This window comes from Enterococcus camelliae, assembly GCF_042685105.1.
Taxonomy (GTDB): domain Bacteria; phylum Bacillota; class Bacilli; order Lactobacillales; family Enterococcaceae; genus Enterococcus_G; species Enterococcus_G camelliae.
The window spans coordinates 84666-96944 of sequence record NZ_JBHUMO010000044.1 but is presented as its reverse complement, the minus strand read 5'-3'; the positions used below and the strand labels follow the sequence as shown (position 1 = coordinate 96944).

Sequence of the window (12279 nt, the reverse complement as noted above, 5' to 3'; positions counted from 1 at the left end):
AGTCTTAATTTAGCAAGTTACAGTGCTTAATCTACGAGCTTCTACTTAAACAGAAACGTAGATATGTAGGATTCGTTGTATCCGAATTAACGCCTGTGGAATGTCATAGCAAACGAGAGTAGCGAGCAAGTGGCAAAATCGGACACGTAGAAACAGGAAATAAACATAAATCTGACAACTTTTATAGTTGGTTAGGAATATTTATAGATTTTTGGCAACGGAGTGACAATGTATCTTGTAACGAATACAATCAATGTGAAAAAATCTTTTCTGGAACAAATGGTCAATCAATTTCGGTCTTCACACACGCAAGAACAGATGCAAGACGTGCCAGGTTTTTTAGGATTTGAAGTCTTTTATCGGGAGTTGCCAGATGAGGAGGATGTTTCCGAAATTGTGGCACTGAGTCGTTGGGAAAATGAGGCAGCTCAACTTGCATGGCTTGCCAGCGATTCTTTTAAATCGCTGCACCAACGGCGAAAAGCAGCCGATTCCGGCACAGAGACTACGAATCAAACGGAACGTCCTGTTTTAGGAAATACGATTCGTCGTTATTATTCGGCAGAGTGATAGGACAATAGTTGTTCTTTCTCACAAAACAAACCAATCGAGTGACGTCTAGTTTCAATTTAGAAACAATTCGATTGGTTTTTTTGTGGTTTTTTTTTTATAATAAATCATGTAAAAAAAGAAGATGGAGGCTTTTACGTGTTAGAGTTGATTATGAAAGTGTTATCAATAGTATTATTGGATTTGATCCTAAGTGGAGACAATGCGGTGGTCATTGCATTGGCAACACGTAAATTAGAAGGAAAACAACGAGAAAAGGCCATTCTAATAGGTACCGCTGGTGCAATAGTGTTGAGGGTTACATTAATGTTGGTGGCGATTCAGTTATTGGCAATCCCCTTCGTAAAAATTGTTGGTAGTTTATTGTTATTGTACATCGCCTATGATTTATTAGCAGAAGAAACTGAGGAAACACAAGAAGTGACGGCGGGTGCATCTTTGGCTGCGGCTGTTCGTACGATTATCTTAGCGGACTTGGTAATGAGCTTGGATAATATTCTGGCCATTGCCGGTGTGTCAGGTGAGAGCAAACTTTTGGCTGTCTTTGGATTAGCCATTAGTATTCCTTTAATTATCTTCGGAAGTCAGCTTATTTTAAAGATTATGGATCGTTTTTCCTTGGTTGTCTGGATTGGGGGCGTGTTAATCGCGTATACTTCCGGAAAAATGTTTGTTGAAGATCAGTACATCGCTCATGTGGTGAATGGTTGGATTCCCAATCTTACCCATACCGTAGTTGTGCCAATGATTTTTTGCCTCGTTCTACTTTTCTTGGTTTTTACCATGGGAGGAAAAAAATTAGTAAAAGTAGGGAGTAAATGATTGAGTAAGCAAATTTTTATTTTTTTTCATACGATTGACTAAAAAAATTCACATTTCAAAGGTATGCTTTATTCATACCAATAAACAACCCTATATCTTTTTCATTTTACTCCCTGACCACTCGTTGTCCCCCAACAATGAGTGGTCTTTTTTTGCGGATTTTCCTTTATTAAGGGTCGGTAGGTACGTTGATTCATTTGCTCAAGCGAACAGAATCGCTTATACTGCAAATGAATGACGGAAAGGTGGGAGAGAATTGAAGAGTAAGAAAGAACAAGTATATGAAATTCTAAGCCATCATAAGAAAAACTTAACGGCATCAGAAGTTGCAACGTTAGGAAACTTGGACCGCACCAATGCGAGTCGTTATCTGAATGAATTGGTCAAAGAGCAGTTGGTTGAAAAAGATGACAGTCGGCCAGTCCATTATTGGCTGAAAAAAGGACCGGCCCAAAAAGAAGAACGTATCACGTTTGATTATTTAATTGGCGCGGACTATTCCTTAAAAAATCCAATTCAAAAGGCCAAGGCGGCGATGTTGTATCCTCCAAGAGGGTTGCATACGCTGATTTTTGGAGAGACTGGTACAGGAAAGACATTGTTTGCAGAATGTATGTACAATTTCGGATTGATGGCGGGTGTGATTGAAGCAGATGCGCCTTTTATTACATTTAATTGTGCGGATTATGCTCAAAACCCGCAACTATTGTTTTCCCATATTTTTGGGGTGAAAAAGGGCGCATATACTGGAGCAGATGAGACCCGAACAGGATTGGTTGCGCAAGCCGATGGAGGAATTCTATTTCTCGATGAGATTCATCGCTTACCTCCCGAAGGACAAGAAATGTTGTTCACCTTTATTGATAAAGGAACCTATCGTCCCTTGGGTGAAAACCAAGAACAAACAGCATCCGTCCAAATTATTGGCGCAACGACGGAAACAAGTACCATTTTTTTGGAAACATTTAATCGAAGAATCCCCATGCAAATTGAATTGCCTCCGCTAGACGAGCGAACACTTGATGAGCGTTTGGCCATTATTAGTGGTTTCCTACAACAGGAATCCAATCGTTTGAATCAAGAAATTGAATTGGATAAATATAGTTTATTGGCTTTTTTGCTGTATAAAACGGAGGGCAACGTTGGTCAATTAAAACGTGACTTAAAACTTGTTTGTGCCAAAAGTTTTCTGCACTTGGCAACTTCTTCGGATTTGACCCATTTAATTATTCGAAAAGAAGACTTGCCGCTAACAGTACAAAAGGGCTTGCTACGCTTAAATGAGGTTTCGGATAAAATTGGGCCGCTCATTGATAACAAAAGTTCCTATCTTCATTTTGAGCCGGGTGAAAAAGAAGTCGTTTGGTCCCAAGATCCCTCGACAAATATGGATGTTTACCAAACAATTACGTACAAACTGGATTCATTAGAAAAAAATAATTTGGCTACGATTGATTTAGAATCTTTGATTGCAAATGATGTAGATAAATATTTTGATACGTATATGGAAGAATTGTCTCACAGCAATACCTATCAAGAAATAATTAGTGATGATTTATGGAAATTAGTGAATGACTTGTATCAAATTGCAGAAGAAAAGCTCCACCGCAAGTATACAGAAAAGACGCGCTTTGCATTTGCCTTGCATGTCCAGTCAATGCTGGAACGAATTCAAACGAAGCAACTGATTGCCCATCCCAATCTAAATGCTGTGAGGCGCAAGTACCCACAGGAATTTCAGTTAGCGATTGAGTTCTCCACGAGAATTGAAGAAGTGTATACGATCGAAGTGCCAATGGATGAAATTGGATTTATCACTATGTTTTTAACGCATGAGCTATTGGATACAGAGGAACAAAAGCAATCTCAAGTGAATGTCTTTGTCATTATGCATGGGCATTCCACAGCTTCCAGTATGCTCGAAACAGCGCAGTCACTTCTGGGAATTCAAAGCGGTGTTGCTTTTGATATGCCGTTAAATTTGAGAGCGGAAGATATGTATCAACTCGTACTGGACTACGCGCGTGCGAACCGGGAACACTTAAAAGAAGGAATCTTACTCTTGACTGACATGGGTTCACCAAGCAATTTTGGTCAATTGATTGAGCAAGAACTAAACTTACCCACTGGTGTTTTGACTATGACCAGTACGATGATGGTGCTTGAAAGTATTCGGATGGCTTCTTTGGGTCGCAGTATTGATGAAATTATCTTAAGTATCAAAACGATGATGGTCAATATTTTCAAAAGAGAGGAAACAAATGTCGAACCTTCGAAAAAGAAAAAAGCAGTGGTGGTTGCTTGTTTTACAGGGGAAGGTGTCGCCAAAAAATTACAAGCTGCTGTCGAAAAATTAGTGGATTTGTCCGAATACACGGTGATTCCAATGCAATTTTTAGAAAAAAGGAATTTCCATCAAAAACTTGAAGAATTAAGCCAAACATGGGATATAAGAGCCATTATTGGAACAGTGAATGTCCAATTTAACGGGGTGCCATTCTTTCCAGCTTTAAGTGTTTTTGAACAAGAACAAAGTAGCGCTTTAAAAAAAGCGCTAGGAATAGCGACTAAAACGGAGGAACCATCGTCACCGATTGCGTATTTTCAGGAAAATATTCCCATCGCCGCCAAAGTCGTCCAAGCCATTGTCATGCAAGCGTCAATCGAAATCGATGATGAATTGCAACAAGCCATTGCGCTTCATCTCGCTGCCCTAATGGATAGTATCCGGCGAGGAATTTTTCCACCAACACTTCCGAATGCGGATACCATTTTACAAAAACAAAGCCAACTTGCCGAGCTGATTAAACAGAACTTAGCCAGCATTGAAAAAAAAGCCACTATCCAATTTCGTAGAGAGGACATCGCCAACTTAATTGTTCTCTTCTTACAGTCAGATGAATAGAGTGTGCAGCAAAAAGAAATTTCTTTACACAGTGTGTAGGGGAATTTCTTTTTGTGTGTAAAAACAAAGTGCGCGATAGCACGGATTCCGTCAAAAAAAGTTGGCACGGATATTGCTTAATAAGAAAGTGTAAGCAGAAAATAAAGGAGCGATGAGAATGAAACGAATTATGTTAGTATGCTCAGCCGGTATGAGTACAAGTTTATTGGTTCAAAAAATGGAAAAGGCTGCCCAAATCGATGGGATTGAAGCAGATATCTTTGCCGTTTCCGCTTCAGAAGCGGATGGAAAATTATCCGATGCTGAGAAACCAGTGGATGTTTTGATGCTTGGACCACAAGTTCGCTTTATGAAGGCCCAATTTGAAGGAAAGGTTGCTGGGAAAAATATTCCAGTCGCTGTGATTGATATGAAAGATTACGGCATGATGAATGGCGAGCGCGTTTTGCAAACGGCCATTCAATTAATTGAAGAGAAGTAGAGGGTGGAGCAGATGGCAGAAATGAGTCAAGAACAATTAGAAGCGATTATGGGACTGATTGTCAATGCAGGGAATGCAAAAAGTGATGCGATGGAAGCAATACAAGCCGCCAAAAAGGGAGACTTTGATGAAGCCGATCAAAAACTAGCTTCTGCCGAAAAAGCATTAGTTGAAGCGCACCATTCTCAGACCCAATTGCTCACAGCGGAAGCCAATGGTGAAGCACTTACAATTACTTTATTAACGATTCACAGTCAGGATCATTTAATGACCAGTATGACCTTTAATGACTTAGCAAAAGAAGTCATTGATATTTATCGTCGCTTGGATCAAGAGTAAAGCCAATGGAATTATTGGCAAATGAAACCACCTTGAACCAAGTAGCACCACTTGTAGAATATGCTTTTAATAAATCTGCATCAGTTACGAGTGATCCTCATTTCATGAATCGTTATCGTCATGCGTGGTTGTATGGACATTACACCGATGGGGTACTAAGTAATTTTGTGATGGCCAATCAATTTCACGTTGCGTTTCACGGGGAGTCCCTTCCCATGGCAGGCATTGGTTATGTCGCTTCCTTGCCGGAATTTCGAGGCAAAGGAGAGATGACCCACTTGTTTAGGGATTTATTGGCAGATTTGCAAGCAAAAGAAGTTATTTTGGCTGAACTTGCACCATTTTCGCAAGGGTTTTATCGGCGATTTGGTTTTGAATCGACGATTTGGCAAAAGCACTATCAAGTAGCAACCAAAGAGTGGCGGTTACAAAAACAAGCAGCGACTTCTTCAATTAGAAGAGGAACATTCCGCGATTCACAACTACTTGCAGCGGTCAAAAAGCTTTGGTTACAGCAAAGTCAACAAAAAGCGGAAGCAGGCTCCATCCTCCGAGAGGAATGGTGGTGGCAACACAAAGCCACATACAAAGGGGGACAAGAGCTAGCTGTTAGCTATGACTTGCAAAATGATCAGCAAGCAACAGGGTATGTACTCTATCGTCGCTTGGGTTCCCGATTAGTGGTCGATGAACTAGTTTCGCAGAACGAAACAGCAGTCTATGATTTACTTGCCTTCATTGGAGCGCATGTTTCTTCGTTTGACACCATCGAACTAGTCGCCAATTTGCACCAATGGTTTGAATGGTATTTTGTAGAGCAAGATGCTTTAACCATTACGCTACAACCGTATATGATGACTAGAATTATTAACTTTCCAGCATTATTGCAAAAATGGTTCAAAACAACGGCAGCAGTGACTGTCACCTTTGAAGTGACTGCAGATCCTTGTTGTCCCTGGAATGTTGGTTGTTGGAAAGTTAAACAAGAAAATGGAGCAGTCAGCGTGGATCAGGCTACTGAGCAGGCGAGCGTAACTCTGTCAGGAGATATCGCTGCTTGGACAAATTTATTTTTTGGGCAACAAACATTGGATCAGCTACTGGCTTGTCAGCAGCTTGTTGGTTCAGCAAATGAGGATCTAAATGCACAGTTTTCCAAGAAAACTCACGCATTTTATGATTATTTTTAATACGATTCTTAGGAGGAAAGAATATGGATGGATTTATTAATTTCATGGAGAAACGGTTTATCCCCGTTGCATCCAAAGTAGGGGCACAACGTCACTTAGTTGCTATCCGTGATGCATTTATGGTGACCATGCCATTAATGATTTTAGGTGCCTTAGCGGTGATGATCAACAACTTACCAATCCCAGGATTCCAAGAGCTCATGAATGGAATTTTTGGTGGAGAAGCCTGGAAAGGGTTCGGTGCTGCTGTCTGGAGTGGAACTTTCGGTATTTTATCTGTTTTTATTGCTTTTTTAGTTGCTTATAATTTAGCTAAAGATTATGGCAAAGATGCAGTTGCAACAGGAGCAGTTTCCTTGGCATCTTTCTTCACTTTAGGAGCAGCAACGAGTGGAATGGGTTCAACTGGTTTATTTGTAGCATTAATTGTTGGTATTTTAACAGCTGAAATCTATTCTCGTTTAAGCGGTAGTGAAAAATTAGTCATCAAAATGCCAGATGGCGTGCCACCTGCAGTTGCAAGAGCCTTTGCTTCTTTATTACCCGCAATGATTACGGTATCTATTTTTGGTTTGTTTGCAGCAATTGTGACTGGTTTAGGTGTGAAAGACATGTTTGCTTCTTTCTACGCATTGGTTCAAGAACCATTTATGGGCTTGGCAAATTCGTATCCTTCTGCTTTACTATTAGCTTTTATTGCACCATTCTTATGGTTCTTTGGCTTACATGGGGCGAACATGATTGATCCATTCATGCAAACTATCAACGCACCCGCTATTGCAGCCAATGTAAAAGCGATTGAAGCAGGAAAAGCGGCACCCTTTATTGTAAACAAACCATTCTTTGATTCATTCGTAAATATGGGTGGTACAGGGGTAACAATTGGCTTAATTATTGCTATCTACATTGTTGGACGCAAAAACAAACCGTATATGATCGTCAACAATTTGTCCGCTGCACCAGGACTATTTAATATTAACGAACCGTTATTATTTGGTTTACCAATTGTTTTAAATCCATTATTGTTCATCCCATTCATTTTAACACCAATGATTACGGTATCAATTGCTTACTTTGCAACCAAAACGGGCATCGTTCCGGCTGCAACAGTGATGCCACCTTGGGTAACTCCACCAATTATCGGTGGTATCTTAGCTACGAAAAGTTTAGCTGGTGGTGTTTTGGCTGCTGTGAATATTGCCGTGTCTGTTTTGATTTATATGCCATTTGTCATTATGGCAAATATTCAAGAACAAAAGAGAGAACATGCTTAACAAAGAGTCAGTTCAAGAAGTAGTGTAAGGAAATGAAAGAAGACATCCAAAAGATAGTTGATCATCTTTCCTGTCAATCGATTGATAGCTAAGGCTAGGAAGCGATGAACAGAAAAGAGCACTATAGTTTGGATGTTTTTCTTTTAGATAGCAGAATGAAATAGGATAGGAGAATTCGTATGAAACAATTTCCAGAACATTTTTGGTGGGGTGCTGCCACATCCGGACCGCAAAGTGAAGGTCGTTTTCACAAAAAACATGCCAATGTATTTGATTACTTTTATGATCAGGAGCCTGAAAAATTTTTTAACCAGGTTGGACCCGACACAGCCTCCAATTTTTATAATAGCTACGCCGAAGATTTAGCCATGATGCGGTCAATCGGAATGAACAGCGTGCGAACAAGTATCCAATGGACTCGTTTGATTGATGATTTTGAAACGAATACAGTCGATGAAGCAGGTGCTGCTTTTTACAATCAAGTGATCGATGAAATCTTGGCAAATGGGATGATTCCGGTAATGAATTTGCATCATTTTGATTTACCTGTTGAGTTGTACCAAAAATATGGTGGTTGGGAATCCAAAAAAGTTGTGGAGCTATTTGCTGGATTCGCAGAAACGTGCTTTCGTCTATTTGGAGATCGTGTCAAGTATTGGACGACGCACAATGAACCAATGGTAGTAGTAGAAGGCGAATACTTGTATCAATTTCATTACCCAAATCTAGTTGATGGCAAAAAAGGCGTCCAAGTTGCTTATAACTTAAATTTAGCATCAGCCAAGGCCATTGAACGCTTCAAAAAATTGGCACTCCCAGAAGCGCAAATCGGGATTGTTTTAAATTTAACACCTACTTATGCAGCTTCAGATAAACCGAGTGACCAAGAGGCAGCTCGGATTGCCGAATTGTGGAACAACAAACTCTTTTTGGAACCCGCCATCCATGGCCACTTCCCTGAAGAATTAGAGGCCCTTCTAGCAGAAGATGGCGTACTATGGGAAAGTACAAGGGAAGAAAAGCAAACGATTCGTGAAAATACGATTGACTTTTTGGGAGTCAATTATTACCATCCTAACCGGGTTCAAGCACCTGACATTGCACCGAATTCAGTGGGAGAATGGTTACCAAATCGATATTATGATGAGTACAATTTGCCAGGTCGTAGGGTCAATCGGGATCGTGGCTGGGAAATTTATCCCGAAGCTATGTATGATATTGCCAAAAATATCCAAGAAAATTATCGCAATATTCCTTGGTATGTCTCTGAAAATGGAATGGGTGTATCCAATGAAGAACGGTTTATGGATGATCAAGGTGTGATTCAAGACGATTACCGCATTGCATTTGTTCATGATCACCTCTCTTGGTTACATAAAGGCATCGCAGAAGGTTCGAATTGTTTTGGTTATCATATGTGGACCCCCATTGATTGCTGGTCTTGGTTGAATGCCTATAAGAACCGTTACGGATTTATTGCAAATGACATTCATACACAAATCAAGACAGTCAAAAAATCCGGTCATTGGTTTAAAACCGTTGCCGAATCCAATCAGTTAGGAGCAATCAAATGAAACGTGAAATCGGAATCTCAATCTATCCAGACCATAGTGTGTTTGAACAAGACAAACATTATTTAGAAAAGGCTGCAAAGCTTGGGTATACCCGCCTTTTTATGAGTATGCTGGAAGTAGGAAATGAACCAACTGTCGTAAAAAATAAATTTCAAGCGATTATCCGGGTAGCCAAAGAAAATGGGTTTGAGGTATGCCTTGATATTGCACCATCAATCTTCCAACAACTCAACATTTCTTATGATCAATTGGATTTTTTTGCCGAACTAGGCGCCGATGTGATTCGCCTAGATGAGGGCTTCGATGGCAATCGTGAAGCGATGTTGACCTATAACCCATTTCATTTAGCAATTGAACTAAATATGAGTAATAATGTTGCCTATCTAGAAAATATTCTTTCTTACCAAGCGAATGAACCCTTCTTATATGGTTGTCATAACTTTTATCCTCAAAGGGGGACAGGCTTGCCTTATGATTTCTTTGTCGCCTGTAGTCAACGCTTCAAAAAACATGGCATTAAGACAGCAGCTTTTGTTTCTTCAAAAACGGGGAATATGGGTCCTTGGAGTGTCAATGATGGGCTACCCACGTTAGAGATGCACCGAGATTTGCCCATTGCCGTTCAGACAAAGCATTTGTTCGCGACAGGTCTCATTGATGTCGTGATTATTGGGAATGCATATGCAACGGATGAAGAATTGGCGATGGTGGCAGCGGTGAATCGCTACAAATTAGACTTAGCTGTTTTACCAGTAGAGCAGATCCAACCAATTGAGGAAACGATTCTGCGTGAAACTGGTCATTTTCGTCGGGGAGATATTTCGAATACCGTGATCCGCTCCACACAAGTCCGTGTGAAGTATCAAGATAAACCGAATCCTGCGCATGACAATAAACAAGAGTTTGTTGTTGGAGATGTGGTGATTGGAAACAATCAATTTGGTCGTTACAAAAATGAATTACAAATTGTATTAGAGGCACACCAAGACGATCGTAAGAACTTGGTGGGGAGAATTCCAGAAGAAGAGCGCTTCTTGTTGTCGTTTATCCAGCCTTGGTCAAAATTTGGTTTGACGTTACAATCATGAAAAGACCTGTGGCACAAGTCATCTAGTTGTGATGACCTGTGCCACAGGTTTGTTTATTTTTCTAAATTGTAACTATAAGTAGCTAAAATAATATTTTTACGAGTTGCTAGTCGCAAACGTAAGCGTAAACTTGTTTGGTTATGAAGAATATTTTGCCAACGTTTGTTCGGAACAAACTGAGGAACAAGAACAGTTGTCGTGTAGTTTTGTTGACTCGCATGGTTACTGACACGCTCAACATAACGGACAATTGGTGTCTCGATGGAGCGATATGAAGAGTGAACGACCGAGAAGCGCACGTCAGGAAAGTGTTGCTTGAATTCCCGTTCGATTTCTTGCTCTTTTTTCAAGTCTTCATCTAAGGATACATGCATCGCCACGACATAATCACCGATCGAACGAGCATAGTTTAAGGCACCGATATTTACTTGCGTGACATTTCCGACCAAAACAATGACAGTATTTCCAGCATAGTCATGTAACTCAGCTTCTGGAGCCAAGCGTAATTGCTCAGCCACATTTTTATAATGGCCATTAATTTTATAGAAAATAAAAAGCAAGATTGGCATGATAATGAAATAAGGCCAAATATCTGCCAAGCGGTAAACGAAAAGAATCGCAATAATGGCATAAGAAATCAACGCACCGCTAATATTGGCAATCGACTTACGAAGCCATTTTTCTCCTTCACGGCGCCATTTAACAACCATCCCAGTTTGGGATAAAGCAAATGGCGTGAAAACACCAATCGAATAAAGAGGAATCAATCGTTCTGTCGAACCTTGGAAAATAAACAGTAACACAATCGACCCTAAGGCAAGGGTAATAATTCCATTTGAATAGCCTAGACGATCTCCGCGATCTTGGTACATGTGGGGCATGAATTTATCTTTGGATAAATTGTAAGCCAAAACAGGAAAGGCAGAGAAGCCAGTGTTCGCTGCTACAGCTAAAATCAAAGCAGTCGAGAATTGCAATAGATAAAACATAAATCCTGATCCAAAGACAGCTTTCCCAATTTGAGAAAGGACGGTGACCTCGGCTTCTGGAATAATTCCGTACCAATAGTTGATAAAGGTGATGCCGACAAAGAAGAACCCTAAGATTGTAGCCATCATTGCCAAGGTACTTGCTGCATTTTTGGCACGTGGTCGTTTAAAGAAAGGAACGGCATTGCTAATGGCCTCAACCCCAGTTAATGAAGAGGAACCTGATGAAAAGGCACGTAGAATCAACGCAATCGTCACACCCGGAACGGCTGTACCTACGACTGCAGTAGCATGGAACGGCGCAGCCCCAGTCAAAATTTTGAAGAAGCCAAAAACAATCAACAACGTAATGATTGTAATAAACGTGTAGACAGGAATCATCAACAAACTAGCAGACTCCCTCAAACCTCGTAAATTCATCATCATAATCAATAAAACAATGACGACAGATATTGCCACCTGATGAGCTGACAATGCCGGGATGGCAGAAATAATCGCTTCAGCTCCAGCTGAAACCGAAACAGCTACAGTCAGCATATAGTCGACTAATAAGGAACCACCAGCAACTAAACCAGCATTTTTTCCTAAGTTTTCACTACTAACAACATAGGCGCCGCCACCATGTGGGTAAGCGTGGATGATTTGTCGGTAAGATAAGGTCAAAGAAATCAATAAAATAATTACAAAAGCCGCAATTGGCAATGAATACCAAATCGCCGCTGACGACAAAGCCACTAAGACGACGACAATTTGTTCTGTTCCATAAGCAATTGAAGACAAGGCATCAGAAGATAACAGAGCTAATGCAGCAAAACGATTCAGTTTTTGACCATCGTTTTCTGCTGATTTTAGGGGTTTACCCACCAATAACCTTTTTAACATATTCACAAAAACATTCCTCCCAGATGAAAGAGCAATCTTTCAAAATCGATTGCAAAAAAGGCCAATCAGAATTGTATATTAGTGCTCAAAGATAAAAAAGTCAACTAAATTCAGCCGTTTTCTTTTGATGGTTAGACAATTTCGTTCTTTTGCATAAAATCCTTT

At 40.3% G+C, this 12279-nt stretch carries 10 protein-coding genes; 9 read left to right on the top strand and 1 reads right to left on the bottom strand.

Annotation, left to right across the window (positions count from 1 at the left end):
* Nucleotides 1-228: 228 nt before the first annotated feature.
* The 9 genes from ACFSR0_RS07390 (at nucleotide 229) to ACFSR0_RS07350 (ending at nucleotide 10243) form a co-directional block, all read left to right on the top strand.
* Nucleotides 229-570 (top strand): antibiotic biosynthesis monooxygenase, encoded by a 342-nt coding sequence (locus ACFSR0_RS07390; RefSeq protein WP_379981413.1) that lies wholly within the window; start codon nucleotides 229-231, stop codon nucleotides 568-570.
* A 138-nt stretch (nucleotides 571-708) separates the two neighbouring features.
* Nucleotides 709-1392 carry a TerC family protein gene (locus tag ACFSR0_RS07385; RefSeq protein WP_379981411.1) on the top strand — a complete coding sequence of 228 codons (684 nt, stop codon included), beginning with the start codon at nucleotides 709-711 and terminating at the stop codon, nucleotides 1390-1392.
* A 256-nt stretch (nucleotides 1393-1648) separates the two neighbouring features.
* The gene (locus ACFSR0_RS07380; RefSeq protein ID WP_379981409.1) at nucleotides 1649-4297 is read left to right on the top strand and encodes a sigma-54-dependent transcriptional regulator; all 2649 of its coding nucleotides are present in this window, start codon (nucleotides 1649-1651) and stop codon (nucleotides 4295-4297) included.
* Nucleotides 4298-4448: 151 nt separating this feature from the next.
* The gene (locus tag ACFSR0_RS07375; protein WP_379981407.1) at nucleotides 4449-4778 is read left to right on the top strand and encodes a PTS sugar transporter subunit IIB; all 330 of its coding nucleotides are present in this window, start codon (nucleotides 4449-4451) and stop codon (nucleotides 4776-4778) included.
* Nucleotides 4779-4799: 21 nt separating this feature from the next.
* A complete protein-coding gene (locus ACFSR0_RS07370; RefSeq protein WP_379981668.1) occupies nucleotides 4800-5117 on the top strand; it encodes a PTS lactose/cellobiose transporter subunit IIA in 318 nt (105 codons plus the stop codon).
* A gap of 5 nt (nucleotides 5118-5122) precedes the next feature.
* The gene (locus tag ACFSR0_RS07365; protein ID WP_379981405.1) at nucleotides 5123-6307 is read left to right on the top strand and encodes a GNAT family N-acetyltransferase; all 1185 of its coding nucleotides are present in this window, start codon (nucleotides 5123-5125) and stop codon (nucleotides 6305-6307) included.
* A gap of 23 nt (nucleotides 6308-6330) precedes the next feature.
* Nucleotides 6331-7581, top strand: coding sequence for a PTS sugar transporter subunit IIC (locus tag ACFSR0_RS07360; RefSeq protein WP_379981403.1), 1251 nt, complete (start codon nucleotides 6331-6333; stop codon nucleotides 7579-7581).
* Between the two features lie 179 nt (nucleotides 7582-7760).
* The gene (locus ACFSR0_RS07355) at nucleotides 7761-9155 is read left to right on the top strand and encodes a glycoside hydrolase family 1 protein (protein WP_379981401.1); all 1395 of its coding nucleotides are present in this window, start codon (nucleotides 7761-7763) and stop codon (nucleotides 9153-9155) included.
* Nucleotides 9152-10243, top strand: a complete 1092-nt coding sequence (locus tag ACFSR0_RS07350) for a DUF871 domain-containing protein (RefSeq protein ID WP_379981399.1) — start codon at nucleotides 9152-9154, stop codon at nucleotides 10241-10243. The genes ACFSR0_RS07355 and ACFSR0_RS07350 overlap by 4 nt, the downstream gene beginning before the upstream one ends.
* A gap of 53 nt (nucleotides 10244-10296) precedes the next feature.
* Here ACFSR0_RS07350 and ACFSR0_RS07345 read toward each other — a convergent pair whose 3' ends face one another.
* Nucleotides 10297-12120, bottom strand: a complete 1824-nt coding sequence (locus ACFSR0_RS07345; protein ID WP_379981397.1) for an APC family permease — start codon at nucleotides 12118-12120, stop codon at nucleotides 10297-10299.
* Between the last annotated feature and the right edge of the window lie 159 nt (nucleotides 12121-12279).